The sequence below is a fragment of the Nostocoides sp. genome (genome assembly GCF_037045025.1).
Classification (GTDB): Bacteria; Actinomycetota; Actinomycetes; order Actinomycetales; family Dermatophilaceae; genus Nostocoides_A.
In genome coordinates this window covers 400,934-421,856 of record NZ_JBAOHM010000015.1, presented here as the reverse complement: position 1 = coordinate 421,856, position 20,923 = coordinate 400,934, and the positions used below count along the sequence as shown (strand labels likewise).

Annotated in this window: 18 protein-coding genes; 8 read left to right on the top strand and 10 right to left on the bottom strand. The window is 67.1% G+C overall.

What is annotated here, in order from left to right; translation table 11 throughout:
- Window positions 1-40: 40 nt before the first annotated feature.
- The 5 genes from V9G19_RS21025 to V9G19_RS21005 are packed head-to-tail and all read right to left on the bottom strand — an operon-like array spanning window position 41 to window position 6,338.
- Window positions 41-1,765 (bottom strand): L-lactate permease, encoded by a 1,725-nt coding sequence (locus V9G19_RS21025; RefSeq protein WP_462287358.1) that lies wholly within the window; start codon window positions 1,763-1,765, stop codon window positions 41-43.
- Between the two features lie 29 nt (window positions 1,766-1,794).
- The gene (locus V9G19_RS21020; RefSeq protein ID WP_462287357.1) at window positions 1,795-3,495 is read right to left on the bottom strand and encodes a methylmalonyl-CoA mutase family protein; all 1,701 of its coding nucleotides are present in this window, start codon (window positions 3,493-3,495) and stop codon (window positions 1,795-1,797) included.
- A complete protein-coding gene (meaB, locus tag V9G19_RS21015; RefSeq protein ID WP_462287356.1) occupies window positions 3,479-4,465 on the bottom strand; it encodes a methylmalonyl Co-A mutase-associated GTPase MeaB in 987 nt (328 codons plus the stop codon). The genes V9G19_RS21020 and meaB overlap by 17 nt, the downstream gene beginning before the upstream one ends.
- Window positions 4,462-5,889: a phenylacetate--CoA ligase family protein gene (locus V9G19_RS21010; protein ID WP_462287355.1), complete on the bottom strand. Its 1,428-nt coding sequence runs from the start codon at window positions 5,887-5,889 to the stop codon at window positions 4,462-4,464. The genes meaB and V9G19_RS21010 overlap by 4 nt, the downstream gene beginning before the upstream one ends.
- Window positions 5,886-6,338 carry a cobalamin-dependent protein gene (locus tag V9G19_RS21005; RefSeq protein ID WP_462287354.1) on the bottom strand — a complete coding sequence of 151 codons (453 nt, stop codon included), beginning with the start codon at window positions 6,336-6,338 and terminating at the stop codon, window positions 5,886-5,888. The genes V9G19_RS21010 and V9G19_RS21005 overlap by 4 nt, the downstream gene beginning before the upstream one ends.
- 91 nt (window positions 6,339-6,429) lie before the next feature.
- On the opposite strand from V9G19_RS21005, the gene V9G19_RS21000 reads away from it, so the two are divergent.
- Both V9G19_RS21000 and V9G19_RS20995 read left to right on the top strand, forming a co-directional pair.
- Window positions 6,430-7,905 carry a phospholipase D-like domain-containing protein gene (locus V9G19_RS21000; protein WP_462287353.1) on the top strand — a complete coding sequence of 492 codons (1,476 nt, stop codon included), beginning with the start codon at window positions 6,430-6,432 and terminating at the stop codon, window positions 7,903-7,905.
- A gap of 48 nt (window positions 7,906-7,953) precedes the next feature.
- Window positions 7,954-9,411 carry a 3' terminal RNA ribose 2'-O-methyltransferase Hen1 gene (locus V9G19_RS20995; protein ID WP_462287611.1) on the top strand — a complete coding sequence of 486 codons (1,458 nt, stop codon included), beginning with the start codon at window positions 7,954-7,956 and terminating at the stop codon, window positions 9,409-9,411.
- A gap of 11 nt (window positions 9,412-9,422) precedes the next feature.
- Here the strand turns inward: V9G19_RS20995 and V9G19_RS20990 are convergent, their stop codons facing one another.
- The gene (locus V9G19_RS20990) at window positions 9,423-10,673 is read right to left on the bottom strand and encodes an IS110 family RNA-guided transposase (RefSeq protein ID WP_462287352.1); all 1,251 of its coding nucleotides are present in this window, start codon (window positions 10,671-10,673) and stop codon (window positions 9,423-9,425) included.
- Between the two features lie 257 nt (window positions 10,674-10,930).
- On the opposite strand from V9G19_RS20990, the gene V9G19_RS20985 reads away from it, so the two are divergent.
- Both V9G19_RS20985 and V9G19_RS20980 read left to right on the top strand, forming a co-directional pair.
- A complete protein-coding gene (locus V9G19_RS20985) occupies window positions 10,931-13,486 on the top strand; it encodes a polynucleotide kinase-phosphatase (RefSeq protein WP_462287351.1) in 2,556 nt (851 codons plus the stop codon).
- A 65-nt stretch (window positions 13,487-13,551) separates the two neighbouring features.
- Window positions 13,552-14,058, top strand: coding sequence for a thioesterase family protein (locus V9G19_RS20980; RefSeq protein WP_462287350.1), 507 nt, complete (start codon window positions 13,552-13,554; stop codon window positions 14,056-14,058).
- Here the strand turns inward: V9G19_RS20980 and V9G19_RS20975 are convergent.
- Window positions 14,048-14,785: an MBL fold metallo-hydrolase gene (locus V9G19_RS20975; protein ID WP_462287349.1), complete on the bottom strand. Its 738-nt coding sequence runs from the start codon at window positions 14,783-14,785 to the stop codon at window positions 14,048-14,050. The two genes, V9G19_RS20980 and V9G19_RS20975, sit on opposite strands and share 11 nt — an antisense overlap.
- The gene (locus V9G19_RS20970; protein ID WP_462287348.1) at window positions 14,727-15,083 is read right to left on the bottom strand and encodes a hypothetical protein; all 357 of its coding nucleotides are present in this window, start codon (window positions 15,081-15,083) and stop codon (window positions 14,727-14,729) included. Before V9G19_RS20970 ends, V9G19_RS20975 begins: the two co-directional genes overlap by 59 nt.
- 75 nt (window positions 15,084-15,158) lie before the next feature.
- Here V9G19_RS20970 and V9G19_RS20965 point away from each other — a divergent pair, with 75 nt between their 5' ends.
- The 4 genes from V9G19_RS20965 to V9G19_RS20950 are packed head-to-tail and all read left to right on the top strand — an operon-like array spanning window position 15,159 to window position 18,931.
- Window positions 15,159-15,959 (top strand): enoyl-CoA hydratase-related protein, encoded by an 801-nt coding sequence (locus tag V9G19_RS20965; protein WP_462287347.1) that lies wholly within the window; start codon window positions 15,159-15,161, stop codon window positions 15,957-15,959.
- 9 nt (window positions 15,960-15,968) lie between these two features.
- Window positions 15,969-17,105, top strand: a complete 1,137-nt coding sequence (locus V9G19_RS20960) for an acyl-CoA dehydrogenase family protein (protein WP_462287346.1) — start codon at window positions 15,969-15,971, stop codon at window positions 17,103-17,105.
- Window positions 17,106-17,146: 41 nt separating this feature from the next.
- The gene (locus V9G19_RS20955) at window positions 17,147-18,040 is read left to right on the top strand and encodes an SDR family oxidoreductase (protein WP_462287345.1); all 894 of its coding nucleotides are present in this window, start codon (window positions 17,147-17,149) and stop codon (window positions 18,038-18,040) included.
- 6 nt (window positions 18,041-18,046) lie between these two features.
- The gene (locus V9G19_RS20950) at window positions 18,047-18,931 is read left to right on the top strand and encodes an SDR family oxidoreductase (RefSeq protein ID WP_462287344.1); all 885 of its coding nucleotides are present in this window, start codon (window positions 18,047-18,049) and stop codon (window positions 18,929-18,931) included.
- Window positions 18,932-19,036: 105 nt separating this feature from the next.
- Here V9G19_RS20950 and V9G19_RS20945 read toward each other — a convergent pair whose 3' ends face one another.
- Together V9G19_RS20945 and V9G19_RS20940 are read right to left on the bottom strand one after the other, a co-directional pair.
- Entirely contained in the window at window positions 19,037-20,095 is a 1,059-nt protein-coding gene (locus V9G19_RS20945) for a phosphotransferase family protein (protein WP_462287343.1), read from the bottom strand.
- Complete coding sequence (locus V9G19_RS20940; protein ID WP_462287342.1) at window positions 20,095-20,922, bottom strand: enoyl-CoA hydratase/isomerase family protein; 828 nt, start codon at window positions 20,920-20,922, stop codon at window positions 20,095-20,097. Before V9G19_RS20940 ends, V9G19_RS20945 begins: the two co-directional genes overlap by 1 nt.
- Window position 20,923: the final 1 nt, after the last annotated feature.

Sequence of the window (20,923 nt, the reverse complement as noted above, 5' to 3'; positions counted from 1 at the left end):
CATCACTCGATCCCGGCGGCCCGGTTACCGATAGTCAACCTCACGGCAGCATCCAGCTCAGGACGGGAGTCGACTGGAGATAGACGAGGAGACAGAGGGCGACGAGCAGTCCGATGGCCCACCCGATGACCTTGCGGAACAGCTCGCCCTCTCGTCCGGCCATGGCGACAGCCGCGGCACCGACGGCAAGGTTTTGCGGCGAGATCATCTTGCCGAGGACGCCGCCGGAGGTGTTGGCCGCAGCGGTGAGCGTCGGATCGAGCCCGGCACCGTGGGCCGCTTGCACCTGCAGCAGGCCGAAGAGCGCGTTCGACGAAGTGTCCGATCCGGTGACGGCCACGCCGATCCAGCCGACCAATGGCGAGACCAGCGCAAAGATCGAACCCACTTGCGCGAGAAAGAGGCCGAGGGTGACGGTCTGTCCGGAGGAGTTCATCACATAGGCCAGGGCCAGAACCGCCATCACGGTCACGATCGCGGTCTTGAGCTGGTTGAGCATGCGGCCATAAGTCCGAACCGCCTCGGCGGGGCTGATCTTGAGCACCAGGAAGGTGACGATGCCGATGAGGAAGAGCAGCGTGCCGATATTGGCCAGCCAGTCGAACTTGTAGATCGAGCTGGTCAGCTCCTTACCGGATGGGTTCTGCACGTGCACCCCCGGCCAGTGGATCAGCTTGGTCGTCTTGCCGAGCGCGGTCTTGACCGCCGGGATGTTGGCGACCGAGAAGACCGCGACGATGAGGATGTAGGGGAAGTAGGCCAGCCAGACATCGCGCCGGGAGTCGACCACATGCGCGTCGTCGACGGCACTCGCGCCGCCTGCCCCCGAGGACGCCGTCGTCCGCTCGCCCGGCCCATGACCCGCCGAACCCGCCGTCGCGTGGCCAACCGTCGCGAGAATCGGGACGTCGTCCTCGTCGTCACCCAGCATCGCCTCGCCCGGGCCGCGGTGTGCCGGCGGTTGCCAGAACCGGAGCAAGACCACCACAGCACCGGCGGACATGAGCGAGGCGACGATGTCGGCGAGCGCAACCGGCCCGTAGTTCGACATGAGGAATTGGCCGATCGCGAAGAACACCCCGGCAACGGCTGCCACTGGCCACGCCTCGCGGACCCCACGCCCCTTGTCCACGACATAGACCAGGACGAGCGGGACGAAGAGCGCCAAAATCGGAGCTTGACGACCGACGATGCTCGCCAGCTCGCGTTCGGGCAGCCCGGTCACGGTGGCCAAGGTGATGATCGGCAGCGCCATCGCACCGAACGCCACCGGGGCGGTGTTGGCCAGCAGGCCCACCGCGGCCGCCTTGAGCGGGCGGAATCCGAGCGCGATCAGCATGACCGCGGTGACGGCGACGGGCGCACCGAAGCCGGCCAGCGCTTCGAGCAACGCACCGAAGCAGAAGGCGATGATGACGGCCTGCACCCGGTGATCGGGGCTGACCCGGCCGAAGGAGCGCCGCAGGACGTCGAAATGCCCGCTGACGACGGTCAATTGGTAGATCCAGATGGCGTTCGCCACGATCCACATCGCCGGGAACAGGCCGAAGGCGGCACCTTGGGACGCCGACGCAAGCCCGGTGCCGGCCGGCATGTCATAGGCGAAGATCGCCACGATCAGGGCGCTCACCAACCCGATGAGCGAGGCCATCCAGGCCTTCATCTTGACGACCCCGAGGAGGACGAAGAGCCCTCCTAAGGGGATCGCGGCAACCAGCGCGCTGAGCGCCAGCGACCCCAGTGGGGAGTAGTCCTGCTGATACATGTGTCTCTCCGTTGAGAACGATGGGGTGACTAAAAAACAGGGTTGTCGCGGTAGGTACCGAAGACCTCGCGCAGGGCACCGGTGATCTCGCCCATGGACAGGTGGGCGCGCACGGCCTCGATGGTCGCCGGCATGAGGTTGGCGCTCTCGTCCTGGGCGACCCGGCGCAACTCGTCAATGGCGGCTGTGGCCCGCGCCTGATCGCGGTCGGAGCGGACCTGCTTGAGCCGGGTGATTTGGCGGGCCTCAGACTCGGGGTCGAGCTTGTGGACCTCGACCTTCTGGTCCTCACCGGAGTCGACATACTTGTTGACCCCGATCACCGGCCGGTCGCCGCTGGCCTTGCGCTTGGCATATTCGTATGCCGTGTCGGCGATTTCGCGCTGGAAGTATCCCTGCTCGATGGCGGGGATCACCCCGCCGAGGGTGTCGACGTGCGCGATGACCTCGCCGATCTTGCGCTCGATCTCGTCGGTGAGTGCCTCGACGAAGTAGGAGCCGCCGACCGGGTCGACAACCGAGGTGACGCCGGACTCGTCGGCGATGATCTGTTGGGTGCGCAGGGCGATCTTCATCGCCAGCTCGGACGGGATCGTGTAGGCCTCGTCCAGGCCGTTGGTGTGCAGCGACTGGCACCCGCCGAGCACGGCGGTGAGCGCCTGGAGCGTGGTGCGGATGATGTTGTTGAGCGGCTGCGGTTTGGTCAGGGTCGCCGCTGCAGTCTGGGCGTGGAAGCGCAACCGCCCGGACTCTGGCTTTGTGGCCCCGAACTCCTCGGCCATCATCTTCGCGTAATAGCGCCGCACCGCACGGAACTTGGCGATCTCCTCGAAGAAGTCCGCCTGGGAGACAAAGAAGAAGGACAGGCGCGGCGCGAAATCATCGACGTTGACACCGAATTCGGTGAAGGTGCGCACGTATTCGCGGGTGACCGCCATCGTGAACGCGACCTCTTGGACGGCGTTGGAGCCGGCCTCGCTGATGTGGTAGCCGCTGATGTTGAGCGGGTTGTAGCGTGCCATCCGCGGGGTCGTGTAGGCGACCGCGTCGCGGACGATGCGCACACTCGGGCGGATCGGGAAGATCCACTCCTTCTGGGCGATGTATTCCTTGAGGATGTCGTTCTGAATCGTCCCGGACAACTTGTTCAGGTCCAGGCCGCGCTCCTCCGCGACGGCGATATACATCGCGAGCAGGATGAACGCCGAGGGGTTGATCGTCATTGAGACCGAGATCTTCTCCAGGTCGATGCCGTCGAAGAGGGCCTCCATGTCGGGGAGGACGTCGATCGCCACCCCCTCGCGGCCCACCTCGCCGAGACTCATCTCGTCATCGGAGTCCAGGCCCATAAGGGTGGGCATGTCGAAGTCGATCGACAGGCCGGTCTGGCCCTGCGCGATCAGATAGCGGAAGCGCTTGTTGGTCTCCTCGGCCTGACCGAAGCCGGCGATCTGACGCATCGTCCACACGCGGCCGCGGTACATCGTCGGATAGGGCCCGCGCATGAACGGCGGCTTGCCCGGCAGGCCGATCTCGCTCGGTGTCGACTCGACGTCCGCGGCGGTGTAGGTGCGCTGCAGCGGCATACCGGATGCCGTGCGGTAGTCGTCCCGGCTTTCCGGGCTGCGGGCCACGAAGTCGGCGACTTCGTGGGCCTCCCAATCGCGGACCTGGTCGGCGATCTGCTGGATGAGTTCTTCTTGGGTGGTCATGTCAGTTGCCTCTTTCATCAGCCGGTTGTGGTGGGGTCGAGGTGGCGTGGTCGAGGAGCGCGCGCACCGCGGTCAGGGGATCGATGTCGTGGGTCGCAACGCGCCCGATGAGCCCAGCGAGATCCGGGGATTGGGCAACGCGGCGCACGCCTTCGTCCGCAGCGGCCCATAGCAGCCGCTCCCGAGCGCTCAAGTGTCGTCGCCGGCTGGCCTCGCCGGAGGTCTCCAACCAGCTGCGGTGCTTGTCGATCGCCGCGAGCAATTCCTCGATTCCGTCACCGGTTTTGGCGCTCACGAGTTGGACCGGCACATTCCACTGGCCGGCGGTGCGCCGGGTTAGCCGAAGCGATTCGAGGAGGTCCTTTGCGGTCCGGTCGGCACCGTCTCGATCGGCCTTGCCGACGATGTGGATGTCGGCGACCTCCAGCAGGCCGGCCTTGAGTGCTTGGATGCCGTCGCCCAGACCCGGAACGGAGACGACGACGACCGTGGGGGCGAGGGTGACGACGTCTACCTCGGCTTGCCCGACGCCAACGGTCTCGACCACGACGATGTCGTAGTCGGCCGCATCGAGAACGGTCACGGCGTCCATCGCCGCGCGGGCAAGGCCGCCGACGGCTCCGCGCGTAGCCATCGACCGGATGAAGACGCCTGAGTCGGTGGCGAGTTCGCTCATCCGGATGCGGTCCCCGAGCAGGGCTCCACCGGTGAGGCTGCTGCTCGGGTCCACCGCGAGAACCGCGACGCGCAGGCCGGCCGCTCGCCAGCGGGTGACGAGGACCGAGATCAGCGTGCTCTTGCCGGCGCCGGGTGGGCCGGTGACGCCGATGACCCGGGCGCTGCCGGAGGCCGGATAGAGCCGCTGGAGCATCGGGGCGACGTGTTCCGAGCCGCGCTCGATGAAGGTGATCGCTCGCCCGACGGCAGCCGAGTCACCGTTGAGAACCCGGTCGGCGATGGCCATGCCGGGTGAGACCGTGGTGGTCACGATGGCACTCGGCTCTCCGCCGCGAGGTCGCGCTCGTCGATGACCCGGCGGGCCTTTAAGTCGGTCCGTTCGATGCTCCCCGGCGGAGCCGGCTGCACCTCGACCCGCACGCCGAGCACCCGGCGCAGCGCCTCGGCAACCGACTCGCACCACTGCGGCAGCGCCGCCTGCGGCATACCGGGCTCGGGCTCGGCGCGGACGACCAACTGATCCATGGTGCGATCGGTGGAGACGACGACGCGGTGCTCTCCGCCATACCCCGGGGTGGCGTTGAGGACGTCGTCGATGGCGCTGGGATAGATGTTTTCGCCGCGGATGACGAGCATGTCGTCGATGCGGCCATAGATGCCCTTGGGCAGGCTCGGGTAGGTGCGGCCGCATGGGCTCGGGCCGTCCTCCCACCGGGTCAGGTCGTTGGAGAGCAGCCGGATCATCGGCTGGCTGGCGCGCTCCAGGGTCGTATAGACCGGGGTGCCCTCGCTGCCATACGGGACTCGGTGCAGTGTGTCGGGGTCACAGACCTCGGTGTAGACGATGTCCTGCCACAGCAGCGGACCGCGGCTGCCGTCGGACTCGGCGAGGTTCATCCACGGGGAGACCTCGGCCATGGATCCGCTGTCCCGGACGGCGGCGCCATACGAGTCTTCGAGCAGTTTGCGCACCGACGCGACGGCGGCACCGGGCTCACCGGAGAAGAACATGACGCGCAGGCCGAACTCGCGCGGGTCGATGCCTTCGCTGCGGGCGATCTCGGCGATGCGCAGGGCATACGAGGGGGTGCCGTAGAAGACCGTGGGCTTGCTCTGCCGCAGCCAGTTGACCGCGCGGGCGGTCTGCCCGGCGACACCGGCCCCGAACGGGAAGACGCGGCAGCCGAGGCGCTGAGCGCCGATCAGTGCACCCCAGGACCCCATGTAGAGGCTGAACAGCGAGCCGACGAAGACGGTGTCGCTCGGACGGATGCCCATCGACCACATCACCCGGGCGTGGGCATTGGCGACGTGCTGCCAGTCCGGCTCGCTCAGGCCGAACATCGTTGGCCGTCCGGTGGTCCCGGAGGTGCCGTGGATGTGCTTGACCTCGGCCTCGTCGACGCAGAGATAGTCGCCATAGGGTTCATGGTTGGCCTGCGACTCCCGCAACTCCTGCTTGACGATGACCGGGACCTGCTCGAAGTCGGCGAGGGTCTTGATGTCACCGGGCTCGAGCCCGGCCGCGGTCCACTTGCGCCGGTAGAACGGGGCCTTCTCCCAGGCATAGGCCATGAGCTGCTGGATGCGGCCGAGGATCAGCTCGTCGCGCTGCTCGGGGGGCATGGTCTCGCGGTGAGGGAACCAATAGGGGCTGGCCGGGTCGGGCAGATAGGTGTTGTCCGGGGCGGGTGGCCACGACCACTGCTCGGGCCCCGTCGCCGCGGTGTTCACGACCCCAGCCGTGCCGTGTCGGCCTCGTCCGCCTTGGCGGCGGCGGCCTCGACGACTTCAACGATCTTCTGGGGCGGAGTGTCCTGTCCGAGAACGGCATAGACACCCTGCTCGACGAGGGCATCGGCGTCCTCGTCCGGCATGACACCGCCGGCGACCAGCACGAAGCGGTGGTCGCGGTCGGTGAGTAGTTCGAAGATCTTGCCGAAGATCGGCATGTGGGCCCCGGAGAGCAGGCTGACGCCGAGCACGTCGACGTCCTCCTGGATCGCCGCCTCGACGACCTGGGCCGGGCTGAGGTGGAGGCCGGTGTAGATGACCTCCATTCCCGCATCCCGCAGGGTGCGGGCGACGACTTTCACGCCACGGTCGTGGCCGTCGAGGCCAATTTTGGCGAGCATCACGCGGATCGGAGCGTCACGATCCATAACTATGGTCTGTTCATCCATGGTCGGACCATAGCGTGGTTTGCCCAGGGCGACAAGTAGTTGACCGGGCTGTTTCCGCCGGCTTGCGCCCCGGGACTGACACAGTGTTGGCGTGCCGCCGTCAACCAAGTCGCTGTCGCCGCGGGCCGTGGGTGCGCGCCTCGACACGCGTGTGGGCGACCTGATCGACCGGGCGGTGGCGCTCAACCACCGGCGCCGATTGAGCCGCCATGGGTGGGGGTTTGCCCTTGCTCCACACCGAGATTGGTCACCACGAGCGCCGGCCTGGGCGGCAGCGGTCCCGGTGCGGCCAGGCAACGCGGTCGAGGTGTTGATCGACGGCGCAGCCACGTGCGAGCGCATTTCCGCGGCAATTGCCGCGGCCACGAGTCATGTCCACATCGCTGGCTGGCACACGAGCCCGGGCTTCCGCCTCACCCCCACCGGACCGCTCTTGAGAGACGTGCTTGCCGATGCAGCCGACCGGGTGAACGTGCGGCTGCTGATGTGGGGTGGAGCACCGATCCCGATCGTGGAACCCACCCGGTCGAGCGTCCGGCGCGATCGCGAGGAGTTCCTGCGCGGGTCGCGACTCGAGTGTGAACTCGACACCCACGGGCACCTCATGCACTGCCACCACGAAAAGATCGTGGTGGCCGATGACGACGTGGCGATCATTGGCGGGCTCGATCTGACGGCGCTGGAGGGCAACCGCAACGACGCGCAGGGACATCCACACGCCGACCGGCTGGGCTGGCACGACGTCGCCGTGCAGATCCGCGGGCCGGCGGTCGCCGACATCGCGCAACACTTCGCCAACCGCTGGCGGGAGGTGACCGCTCGCGCGCTGCCCGATCCCGTCCCGCCCCAGTCCGCTGGCACCGTGGCCCTCCAGGTGTTGCGAACGGTTCCGGAGAAGTCCTACAACTTCCTTCCCCGCGGTGAATTCACCGTCCTGGAGGCCTACCTCCAGGCCCTGCGGGGCGCCGAGCGGCTCGTCTATCTGGAGAATCAATTCCTCTGGTCGCCCGAGGTCGCCGATGTGCTGGCCGACAAGCTCGACAATCCGCCCCAGCCCGACTTCCGCGTGCTGCTCGTTTTGCCGAGACGGCCGAGCAATGGCAAGGACACCACGCGCGGCCAACTTGCCCAGCTGATCGACGCCGACTCCGGCCGCGGCCGGCTGCTCGCCACGACACTTCTCGGGCCGACGGCTGCCAGCCCAGGCGTGTATGTCCACGCCAAGGTCGGCATCATCGACGATCACTGGCTGACGATCGGGTCGGCGAACCTCAACACGCACTCCCTGTTCAACGACTCCGAGATGAACGTCCTGACCCTCGATCCTGCACTGGCGCGATCGACTCGGATCCGGCTGTGGAGCGAACATTTGCATCTGCCCGAGAACGCGGTTGACGGCCCACCGGCCGAAGTCATCGACACCATCTGGCGCGCTCAGTGCGACCTCCAGGACGCCGTCTCCGCTCGCGGCGACGACCCCGTCCATCGAGTCCGCCGGATCGAGGGCCTCTCTCGCCGCATGGACCGTCTCGAAGGCCCGGTGCGGGGCCTGCTCGTCGACGGCTGAGCGCCCGCCGGCAAACCGCTGCCGCTGCGGCCGATGGCCAGGCAGAATATGCCGGTGCTGCTGACCCTGACCTCCACTGCCCCAGACGCGTCCGCACTTGGCTTCCTGCTGCATAAACACCCCGGTCGTGCCCAGGTCTTTGACCTCTCTGTCGGGCGGGCGCACGTCTTCTATCCCGAGGCGAGCGCCGAGCGGTGCACGGTCGCGCTCCTGCTGGAGGTCGATCCCGTGGAGGTCGTTCGTGGGCGCCGGTTCAGCGACCATGGCACGCTCGCACACTATGTCAATGATCGGCCGTATGCCGCCGGCTCGCTCCTCGCGGTCGCGCTCGGCAAGGTCTTCGGCACGGCGATGCGCGGCACCTGCGTCGGCCACGAGGACCTCGCCGACGCGGCCTTACCGCTGACCGTGCACGTGCCGGTCCTGCCGTGCCGGGGTGGTCCCGGCCAGGTCGAACGCCTCTTTGGGCCAGTTGGCTGGTCGGTCGAGGCCGCCCCCATTCCGCTAGACGATGCCTTCCCGCAGTGGGGTGATTCACGCTATGTCGATGTCACCCTTACCGGGGTCGTGCGGCTGGCGGATGCGTTGAGCCACCTCTACGTGCTCCTGCCGGTCCTCGACGGCAGCAAACACTATTGGGTGGGCCCGGACGAGATCGACAAGCTCCTCCGTCGCGGCGGAACGTGGCTGGCTGAGCATCCGGAACGGGCCTGGATCACCCGTCGCTACCTCGCGCACAAACGCGAGTTCGTGACCGATGCCCTGACCCGCCTTGCCGCTCTCGACGACGAGGCCCCGGAGGCGAGTGATGTCGCTGCCGATCCCGTGGAGTGCGAAGCGACCGGGAACGACGATATCGGCGCAGAGGCGATTAAGACCGTTCCCCTGGTGCGGCGGCGCAAGGACGCGGTCCTCCAGGCCTTGCGCGACACCGGCGCTCACCGGGTTGTCGACCTTGGCTGCGGCAGCGGATCGCTGTTGCATGAGCTATTGCGGGACAACACCTTTACCGAAGTCGTCGGGACTGATGTGTCCGCAGGTGCGCTCGCCCTCGCCGAGCGCCGCCTCCGGTTGGACACGATGTCCGACCGGAACCGGGCCCGGCTGACCCTGCTGCAAACGTCGGCGACCTACCGCGACGCGCGCTTGGCGGCATACGACGCCATCGTGTTGATGGAAGTGATCGAGCACGTGGATGCTGAGCGGCTGCCGGCGCTCGTGCGGGCGGTCTTCGTCCATGCCAGGCCCGGATGCGTCGTGGTCACCACCACCAATGTGGAATACAACGTCCGCTATGAGGGGCTCGGGCACAGCGACCTGCGCCACCCCGACCACCGCTTTGAGTGGAGCCGCGCCCAATTCCAGTCCTGGGCACAAAGCGTTGCGGCAGAGCATGGTTACACGGTCGAGTTCCGGCCAGTTGGCGACAGCGACCCCGAAGTCGGACCACCGACGCAGCTAGGCCTATTCGTGCGCGACCAGCTTGTCCGCGGCGGTGTCGCATGAGAAGCCCTGTGTCAAGCCGCCCTGTTTTGTTGGGTGAGGAGTCGTTGGAGCGCTTGGTGTCGGTCGGGGTCGTAGGCGGTGTTGTTTTGCCAGCAGTGCCAGATGACGAAGAGCCAGGCTCGGGCCAGGATGCGGACGGCGTGGGGGTGGTCGTGTCCGCGGTCGATAGCGCGTTTGTAGAGCTGTGCGGCCCAGGGGTTGTCGTGTCGGGAGTCGCCGGCGAAGTCGGTGACGGCGTCGCGCAGTTGTTTGTCGCAGGCCCAGCGGAAGGTGACCGCGCGGGCCTTGCCGGATTGGCGGGTGGAGGGGGCGACGCCGGCGAGGCAGGCCAGGGATTCGGGGGTGGGGAATTTGCCGCGGCAGTCGCCGATCTCGGCGAGCAGCCGGGCGGCGCGGACGGTTCCGGAGCGCGGCAGGCTGGTGAAGATGTGGGCATCGGTGTGCGCCGCCAGTTGTGCCTCGATTTGGGTGGTGAGGGTGGTGATCTGCTCGGCCAGGGTGGCGGCGACGGCGAGGTAGGCGCGGGTGATCCCGGCTTGGGTCTTGGCGGTCGGCCCGGTCAGGCCGCGGGGCGCGCCGGTCAGGTGGGCGTGCAGGACGGCGGGGTCCTTCTTGCCGGAGTAGCCGTGTTTGGCCAGCCAGGCGGCCAGCCGGGTGGGGGTCAGCCAGTCGGCCTGGGCTTGGCTGGTGAACCGGGAGATGAACGCGAGGCTGATGGCCGAGTCAAAGGCCGCGAAGAGGCCAACCGCGCCAGGAAAGACGTTGCGCAAGTGGGCGCGCAGCTGGTTGGTGACCACAACCCGGTGATTGACCAGGTCCTTGCGGGCGCGGCACGCGTGCCGCAACGCGACCGTCTCCTCGGTGTCGGGGACCAAAGCCCGCAGCCGGGGCCGGTCGGTGCGCAGAGTGTCGGCGAGCACGAAGGCGTCGAACCGGTCGTCCTTGTTTCCAGCCGAGCCGTAACGACCGCGCAGGTTCTTGACCTGGTTCGGGCTGATCACCACAACGGTCAGCTTGGCCGCCAGCAGGGCGTCGATGACCGGCCCGTCCGGGCGTTCGATGGCGACCTCACCGACGCCGTGGCGGCCCAGGAACCGCACCAACGCACTCAGGCCGGAGGCGGTGTGGTCGACCATGGTGCGGGCCCGTTGACGGCCGCGGTCATCGACGATGCACACGGCATGGTCATCGCGGGCCCAATCAATGCCCGCGGTCACCGCGTTCGGGGGTGTATCGGGCAGGGTGTTACTGGCAGACTTCACGTCAGCCTCCTCGCTGCTAATCCCAGTGGGGAGGCACCCGCATGTGCCGATGGTTCCGGGACGCAGCTGCCGGTTCGCTCACTGATCGGCGCTCGGAGGCGCTCAGCCCTGTCGACGGTCCGTACGTCCCGGGTAACCACCAGACCCCGCAGATCTCATGCTGGACATCCAACGCGTCGAGCGAGCAGGGCGATGGCCTGGTGGCACCACGGGTGCATCAGCGATCAGGCGATCACTGACACAAGGAAGGTAGACCAGTGAGCGAGCTACGCATTCCTGCCACAAGCCTCGTTGTCCTCATCGGCACCAGCGGATCCGGGAAGTCGACTTTCGCCGCCGAGCAGTTCGGTTCCTTCGAGGTCATCTCGAGCGACTACTGCCGCGGGATCGTCAGCAACGATGTCAATGACCAGTCCGCCAGCGCGGCAGCCTTCGATCTGCTGCATCACATTGCCGGGGTGCGCCTTTCGCGTGGGCTGCTCACGGTTGTTGACGCCACCAACCTCCAGCGTGAGAACCGTCGCCCGCTGATTCAACTGGCCAAGGACCATAACGTCTTGCCGGTCGCGATCGTGCTCGACGTGCCGGAATCCGTTGCCCTGCAACGCCACCATCAACGCGCAGACCGCGACTTCGGCGACCATGTCATCCGGCGGCAACGCAGTGATCTGCGGCGCGGCCTGAGGGGGCTGGAGCGGGAAGGCTTCCGCAGCGTGCATGTCTTGCGCAGTGTCGAGGACATCGACTCGGCGTCGGTGGTGCGCACGCCGCTGCTCAACGACCGACGGGATCTGCACGGCCCGTTCGACATCATCGGCGACGTCCACGGCTGCCTTGGCGAGCTGCTGACGCTCCTTGGCCGGTTGGGCTATGACGTGCGGTGCGACGAGCACGGTCGTCCCATCGATGCGATCAACGCGAGCGGCCGGACGGCGATCTTCCTTGGCGATCTCGTCGACCGCGGTCCGGACTCGCCCGGAGTGCTGCGGCTGGTGATGGGGATGACCGCAGCGAGGCATGCCTTGGCCATCCCCGGAAACCACGAGAACAAGCTCGAGCGCGCCCTGGACGGCCGCAAGGTGCAGGTCAGCCACGGCCTTGCGGAGACCTTGGACCAACTCGGCAGGGAGAGCGAGGAATTCCGCAGCAGCGTGCGGGCGTGGCTACGCGGCCTGATCGCTCACCTCGTTCTCGACGACGGTCGGCTTGTGGTGGCGCACGCCGGCCTGAAGGAGGCCTATCACGGACGCGCCAGTGGACGCGTGCGATCCTTTGCGCTCTATGGCGACACAACTGGCGAGACCGACGAATTCGGTCTCCCGGTGCGCTATCCGTGGGCATCGGAGTATCGCGGACGAGCAATGGTCGTCTATGGCCACACCCCCACCCCGACCCTCGACTGGGTCAATAACACCATGTGCCTGGACACCGGCTGCGTCTTCGGTGGCCAGTTGTCCGCGCTGCGCTATCCCGAGCGGGAGACCATCCAGGTCCCGGCCGAGCGCGTGTGGTACGAGCCAGTGCGCCCCCTCCTTCCGGCCGGGGAGCCGTCGCGTGCGCGCGCCGGTCTGGGCGACCACGAACTCGATGTCGCCGACGTGCTTGGCCAGCACGCCGTCCAGACCCGTCACCTCGGGCGCGTCACCGTTCGCGCCGAGCAGGGAGCCGGCGCCCTGGAAGTGATCAGCCGCTACGCCATCGCGCCGCGCTGGCTGGCCTACCTACCGCCCACGATGTCGCCTGTTCCAACGTCCACTCACGACGATCTCCTGGAGCACCCGGATCAGGCCTGGTCCACCTATGCCAGCGCCGGCGTTCGCGAGCTGGTCTGCCAGGAGAAGCACATGGGCAGCCGCGCTGTCGTCGTCCTGTGCCGGGGAGTCGATGTGGCGGCCCGTCGATTCCACTCCTTCACCGGCGACTCCGGTGCCGTGTATACCCGGACCGGCCGATCGTTCTTTGATCAGGAAAGCACGGAGGCCTTTCTCTCCCGGCTTCGCTCGGCCACCGACGCCGCCGGCTTGTGGGACGAACTCGGCTCGGATTGGCTGATTCTCGACGCCGAACTCCTCCCGTGGTCGCTCAAGGCCCAGGGGTTGCTGCGGGAGCAGTATGCCGCAGTCGGCGCCAGCGCCCGGCGGGCGTTGCGCGCCGCCGACGAGATCCTCCAGGCGACTTGGGCGCGCGGGATCGATGTCGGCGAGTTGCGAGAGCGGAGCACGCGGCGGCGGCACGACGCCGCCGCGTTCACCACGGCATACCGCCGATATTGTTGGCCAACAACGGGACTCGACGGAGTGCAGCTTGCCCCGTTCCAGATCCTCGCGAGCGAGGGCGCCACCCATGAGGAGCGCCCGCACGACTGGCACCTTGGGCTGATCGATCGGCTCGTGGCCGCGGACTCGGGCTTGCTCCGGCGGACCGAGCGGCGCTTCGTCGACCTGGACGACGAGCAGTCGCGAGCCGGTGCCGCCCAGTGCTGGCTCGACCTGACGGCCGCCGGCGGTGAGGGCATGGTCGTCAAGCCGCGTGCCGGACTGGTGCGAACGAGCCGTGGCAAGCTCGTCCAGCCCGGCCTGAAGGTCCGCGGACGTGAGTATTTACGGATAGTCTACGGGCCCGAGTATCTCGCCGAGCTTCCCCGACTACGGGCGCGTCGGCTGGCACATAAACAGTCGATGGCCCTGCGCGAGTACGCCCTTGGGCTGGAGTCCCTCGCGCGGTTCTGCGAGGGCGAGCCGTTGTGGCGGGTTCACGAGCCGGTTTTTGCCGTGCTCGCCCTCGAATCGGAGCCGGTGGACCCGCGGCTGTAGGACTCGACACCGAGTCAGCGGGCGGCAACGGGCCGGTCCGGCCGGCCTGGCCATATGCTCCGCCCATGCAGCCGAGCTTGGGACAGATCCGCGAACTCCCCTGTCAGGTGCCGCCGTTCACGGTTCCGCCGGAGTTCGAGGACGCCAACGGACACGTGAACATCCGCCACTATCTCGACCTCGGTTCACGAGCGGTCACCGCGCTCTTCGTCGAATTCGGGATCACCGACGAGTATCGACGGGATCGGCGGCTGGGGTTTTTCACCGCGGAGAACCACTTGGCCTACTTCGGCGAGTTGCTGGCCGGGCAGGAAGCTGAGGCGCACGCGCACGTGGTTGGCCGCTCGGCGAGGGCCGTCCATTCGATGGCCTATGTCGTTGACCTCAGCACCGGTTCATTGGCGGCAACCTTCGAAAGCCTTGCCGTGCATGTCGGAATGGACACGCGTCGGCCGGCGCCGATGCCGCTCGACATCGCCGAGCGGGTCGATCGCGTGATTGCGCGGGGACGCACGAGCTGGCAGCCCCCCACCGGCAAGGTGATTCGCCTGCGAGACGCCGTCATCGGGTGAAATGGCGGATCTCGCCGACGTCGTGCGCTTGTACATGTCCCCGTTCGGCAAGCAACTCGGCGTGCCACAGCGTTTCCAAGACGGCGAGCATGGTGTTGAACGGGTCCAGCTCGCCGAGCCGGCGATGGCCGCTCGTCCAGGTGAGCTGCTCGGCGATTGCATACGCCGTATCGGCTCCGCGATCGACCGCCCGGAGGGTTTCGTCCAGGCGCTGGCCGTGGTGGGCGATCAGCTCGTCCACCCGGTCGTGCACGCTCTGCCCGATCGGTCCGTGCCCGGGCAAGAGCAGGGCATCGGGGAAGGACCGGACCAGCTCCAGCGACGCGAGATAGTCGCGCAGCGGCGAGGCGGCAATGATTTGCTCGAAGCCGATCGATGGGGTGATGTGCGGGAGCACGTGATCGCCGGTGAACATCAGCGTGCGCTCGAGATCGTGGAAGAGGAAGTGCCCCTGCGTGTGCCCAGGGGTATGCCGCGCGGTCAGGCGCGCGTCCCCGACCGTCACGACCTCCCCGTCGGCCACATAGCCGTCGGGTCTAGTCCACACGCTCAGGTCGATGTTCGCCCCCATCCGCCGCAGTGCGTCCACCACGTGCGTCGGTGCCCCGCTTCGACGCAAGTACGGAGTCTGCGGGATCTCCGGTGGCGGCGCCTTCGCCAGCATGTCCTCAAAACCGGCCCGTTCGCCCTCGCCGAGCAACACCGTCGTGCCGAACCTGCTGCGCACGCGAGCGGCCAGGGTGTAGTGGTCTCGGTGAAAGTGGGTGACGAGGATGCGGCGGATGTCGCCGAAGGCCGGCGCCGATGCTCGCTAGCCCGGCGACCAACTCCTCTTCCGCGTCATCCAGCGCCAACCCGCCATCGACGAGCGTCACCCCGTCGCCATCGGTCAACGCATAGACGTTCACCGCCTTCAGGCCGTCCATGTGCAGGGTGAGGGGGATCCGGGCAATTCCAGGCTGCACCTCTTGGGGACTGGTCCGATGCCACTCCCGCCACGCCTGCTCGTTGGTGATCGTCGTCATGACCCCATCCTCTCCCCATACCGCACGTCGTCTATCATGCGTATGATTGGACCAAAACGAGAGGATGCGGCGGGAATGACTGGCACTGACTACAGCGACATCACGTATGAGGTGGTCGACGGTCTGGCGTGGATCACGATCAACCGGCCGGAGCGCTATAACTCATTTCGCGCCCAGACGGTCGATGAACTCACCCAGGCGTTCAAGCGCGCCTGGATCGGCGCCGACGTCGGTGCCATCGTCCTGACTGGAGCCGGGGACAAGGCATTTTGCACCGGAGGCGACCAGAAGCAACGGATGGAGACCGGCGACTACGGACCCTCGCTGAGCGGATGGCTGGAAATCGAGGCCCTGCACCGGGTCATCCGTGATGTCCCCAAGCCGGTCATCGCCGCAGTCAACGGGTTTGCCATCGGCGGAGGTCACGTCCTGCACGTCCTGTGCGACCTGACTATCGCCGCCGAGAGCGCCGTCTTCGGACAGAACGGGCCCAGGGTGGGATCCTTCGATGCCGGTTTCGGCACCGGCTACCTCGCCCGCGTCGTCGGCGAGAAGCGCGCTCGGGAGATCTGGTTCCTCTGCCGCCGCTACTCCGCGCAGGAGGCCTATGAATGGGGCCTGGTCAACAAGGTTGTTCCGGCGGACCGGCTCCATGACGAGGCCCAGGCCTGGGGAGCCGAGATCGTCCAGCTCTCACCGACGGCCCTGAAGATGCTCAAGCAGTCCTTCAACATGGACACCGAGCAGTTTGCGGCAATCGGCCACATGGCGACGACCGCGCTGAAGATGTTCGGCGACTCCGACGAGGCCAAGGAAGGCATCACGGCGTTCAACGAAAAGCGTCACCCCGACTTCTCCGCCTACCGCGGCAACTAGGGCCCGGTCATGCGATTCACCGAGGAGCAAGAGCACTTCCGCCAAGAACTTCGCCGGTTCGCCGACAGCCACTGCAAGACCCTGGCCCAGCGCGACGCCCTGACCGAAGGCGGCACGATCGCCAACAGCCCGGAGATGTTCCGCAAGATCGCCGACCACGGGTGGTTCGGTGTCTCTCTTCCGGAGGAGTATGGCGGGCACGGGGCGGGGATGGTCGATGAGTGCATCTTCCTCGAAGAGACCGCCCGCGGCCTGGTCCCCATCAAGGGCTACTCGACCGGTCTCGTCGCGGTGCAGACCTATCTCAAGTGCGGCAACGAAGACCAGAAGCACACCATCGTCGGCAACATCGTCGCCGGCAAGGTCGAGGCGATCTCGCTCAGTGAGCCGGGGGCCGGATCCGACCTGGCCGCGGTGCGGCTCAAGGCGGTTCAGGACGGCGACGACTACGTCCTCAACGGCCAGAAGACGTGGTGCTCGGTGGCCCACATCGCCGAGCACATGCTGCTGTTGGCGCGCACCGACTCCAGCGGCCGCAAGCACCACGGGCTGACCTTGTTCATGGTGCCGACCGACACCCCCGGCGTGGAGATCCGCGAGATCGTCACGATGGAGCCGCGCACGGTCAACGACGTCTATTACACGGATGCGCGCGTCCCCGCGTCGGCGATCGTCGGGGAGCGCGACCACGCCTGGCGGGCGTTGACCCGCGGGCTGGCCGTCGAACGGCTGATCATCGCGACGACCTCCACCGGCGCCGCGCAGCGCGCCCTCGACGATGTCGTCGCCTATGTCACCGAACGGCAGCAGTTCGGCCGGTCCATCGGCTCTTTCCAAGCCGTGCAGCACCGGCTCGCCGAGTTGGCTACGGAGATCGCCGTGTGCCGTGCCTTCGTCTATGACATCGCCGACAAGATCGACCACGGCCTCGAGGACGCCATCGAGGCCCAAGCCGCCATGGCCAAGCTCAAGTGCACCGAGGTGGCCAAGCGCACGGTCTTGGAGGCCATGCAGTTCATGGGCGGCTATGGCTTCGCCCGCGATTTCGGCATGGAAGAGCAGGTCCGCTTCAACCTGGCCCCGACGATCTATGGTGGCTCGAACGAAGTGCAGAAGGAAATCATCGTCAAGTCGCTCGGCCTGTGACCGCCGAGGCAACCGCGCACACGACCGACCAGGGAGCCAAAGTGACGAGCCCATTCCGCACCGATGTCCTCGCCGGAAAACGCATTCTGATCACCGGGGGCGGCACCGGCCTCGGCAAGGGTGTTGCCGCGCACTTGGTTTCACATGGTGCGCAGGTCCACTTGTGGGGCCGTCGGCCAGCCGTGCTCGAAGAAGCAGCGGCGGAGGCGGCCGGCGGTCGCGACGGGGTCGTGCATTGGCAGGTCGTCGATGTCCGCAAAGCCGACCTGATCGACGCCGCGATGGATGAGATCTGGAGCCAGCATGGGCCGTTGAGCGGAGTCATCAACAATGCGGCGGCCAACTTCATCGCGCCTACGGAGTCGCTCAGCCCGCGCGCCTACGAGGCGGTCTCCTCCACCGTGATGGACGGCTCCTTCCTCACCACACTTGCCGCCGGGAAGCGATGGATCGCGAACGGCGACAAGGGAAGTGTGCTGTCGACGCTGACGACCTGGGTGTGGACGGGGTCAGCCTTCGTTGTTCCCTCGGCAATGGGGAAGGCGGCCGTGCACGCGATGACGATGTCGCTCGCCGCCGAGTGGGGTCGCTATGGCATTCGGGTCAATGCCGTTGCGCCCGGTCCCATTCCGACGGAATACGCCTGGGCGATGCTCAACCCGACGGATACCTCGTCCGCCGGCGCGACGCAGGAGGATGCGGTGCCGATGGGCCGGATGGGAAGCATCGAGGAACTCGCCCACCTGACGATCTTCCTCATGGGCGACGGGTGCGACTACCTGACCGGTCAGACGATTGCCATGGATGGTGGCCAAATGCTCGCTGGTCCCGGCACATTCGCCAGTTTGACGTCGATGACGAAGGACGACTGGGCCGAGGCCCGGGCAAAGAGCCAAGCCGCCAGCGAAGCGGCCAAGACCCAGCGAGGTGTGTGACTTCCCGTGACCTACAAATCGATATTTGCGCCTGGGCTCTTCGAGGGGCAGACGATCATGGTCACCGGTGGTGGCAGCGGGCTCGGGCGCTGCACCGCCCACGAGCTAGCCGCGCTCGGTGCACATGTCGTCATCACCGGGCGTAGTCAGGAGAAGCTAGACACCGTCCTCGCCGAGATCGCCGAGGACGACGGGTCGGCATCGGCATACTCGTGCGACATCCGTGACGAGGACGCGGTGCGGGCCACCGTGGCCGCGGTCGTGCAGGAGCGCGGCCGGATCGACGGCCTGGTCAACAACGCCGGCGGTCAGTATCGAGCCGCCTTGAAGGACATCTCCACCAACGGTTTTCAAGCCGTGGTGCGCAACAACCTCACTGGGACCTTCGTGATGATGCGCGAGACCTACACCCAGTGGATGCAGGAGCACGGCGGCGCCATCGTCAACATCATCGCGGACATCTGGGGCGGCTGGCCCGGCATGGGCCACTCGGGGGCCTCCCGAGGCGGCACGTGGACATTGACCGAGACTGCGGCCTGCGAATGGGCCGAATCCGGGGTGCGGGTCAACGCGCTCGCGCCCGGCGGAATCGCGTCGTCGGGCTTCGACACCTATGACGAGGCCGGCACCCGCTGGATCCAGGAGAAGGCCATGCCAGTGATCCCGCTCAAGCGGTTCGGCACCGAGGCGGAGATCTCGGCAGGGATCGTCTATCTGCTCTCGCCGGCTGCCGCCTATGTCACGGGCACCTGCCTTCGCGTCGACGGCGGAACGCCGAACTGGCGCGGCGGCTGGGAGATCCCCCCGGGCGGCAAGACCGAGCCCTTCTTGGGCTTCCACCGCGGGTCGATTCCCCGAATCCTCCAGGAGGATCCCACGGCAAGGACCTGAACCCGGCCGCCGAGCAGCTGACGCCGGCCGCCGCGGAGCCGGCTGCGGCCGACTTAGCGCAAGGTGGTCGACGTCCCCATAGGCAGCAACCTATGGAGACGTTGACTAACTGCTGCTAGCAGAAGTTCCTCGCGACCAGGGCAGACCGGCTGCCCGGTGGGCGGCGCGCAGGAAGGACACGACGAGCCCGCGGTCGGCATAGTAGGGGTCGCCGACGCCGGCGATGGCTCGGCGATGGCCGTATTCGTAGAGGACAGCCAGTTTCCATTGCGCCATAGCGACATACCAAGGCAGCGCGGACAGATCGGCGCCGGTGCGAGCGGCATACATTGCGGCAATCTCGTCACGCGTCGGATAACCGTCCTCCAAGAGCGACGTTCCGAGATCTTCGGTGGGTGTCCGTTCCTCTCCTGCAACGGGATACGACGACAGGAAGTAGCCGAGGTCGAACAGCGGGTCACCGATCGTCGCCAGTTCCCAGTCGAGGACGGCGACGACCCGACCGGGTGTGTCCGGCCCGAGGATGACATTGCCCAACCGGAAGTCGTTGTGGATGATCGCCTCCCCCGACTCCGCCGGAGCGTTGGCGCGCAGCCAGGCGTCGACCGGCGCGAAATCGTCGGGGGGGTTGCCGTCGTCATCGGCCACGAGCGCCGCCATCCGCTTGACGTGACGCAGATTGAAGCCCTTCGGCTTACCCATGTTCTCCAGTCCGGCGGCGCGCCAGTCGACCGCATGTAGAGCCGCGAGCGTCGCCACCAGGGACTCCCCGACGCGGCGTCGCTCGGCGGGGTTGGCCAGGTGCGGCGGCGACCCTGTCGTCGCGACCGGGCCGCGCACATAGGTCATGACATAGAAGGGAACGTCGATGACGTCGTCCCGTTGCGCCACCGCAAGCACCCGGGCAACCGGGACCTCGCTGCCTTCCAGCGCGCCGATGAGTTGGGCTTCACGGAGCATGTCGTGGGCACCCGGCGGGGTCGGTGGAGGCGGCGGCCGACGCAGGACGACCTCGCGCTCGCCGTCGGTGACGAGATAAGTCAGGTTGGAGTGCCCGTCACCGATCGGGCGCAGGGTCAGCGACCCGTGCAAAACGTCGTGTTCGTCGAGGAAATCCCGCAGCCGGTCGAGCTGCGCGGGTGACCACGTCCACTGCTCGCTCATCACTGGCCGGTGAATTTCGGCTCGCGCTTCTCCAAGAAGGCGGTGAGGGCCTCCGGCATGTCCGTCGTTCGGGTCATCAGGGCCTGGCCCCGGTTCTCCAGCTCCAACGCTGCGGCGTAGGAGACGTTCTCGGTGTTGCGTTGCAGCGCGGACTTGGACAACCGCACTCCGCCAGGGCTGTTGGCGCTGATCCGGTGGGCGAGTGCCACGGCCTCGTCCATCAGTGACTCGGTCGGATGGACGTGGTTGAGCAGGCCGATGCGCTCGGCCTCGGTCGCATCGACCAAGCGTGCGGTGAAGCAGATCTCGGCCGCGCGTGCGGGACCGATGAGCCGGGCGAGGTTGTATGACGTCCCCAACTCACCCGCGGACAGGCCGACCTTGACGAAGGCGGCACTGAACTTCGCCCGTGGGTCGCCCAGTCGGATATCGGCGGCCAGGGCGAGGGCGAGGCCGCCGCCTGCGGCGGGGCCGTGGATCGCGGCGATCACGGGGAACGGCAGGAAGCGGATGGCTTGGATGCCGCCAGTCGCGGTCTCCTGGAACTTCAGGAACTGGCGCACGCCCATGGTCGTGATGACGCCGATCTCGTCGAGATCAAAGCCTGCGCAGAACGCCTTATCGCCCGCTCCGCGCAGGATAAGGGCGCGAGCATCGGTGTCGCGCAACGCATCGGCGACCAGGCCAAACTCGGAGAACATCCGCACGGTGTTGGAGTTCATCCGGTCTGGCCGGTTGATCGTCATGACCGCGATCTTGCCGGGCAGCACGTCGAGGGTCAGCGTCTCCAGCTGCGCGGGCTCGTAGTTGGCGAGGGTGTCGGACATG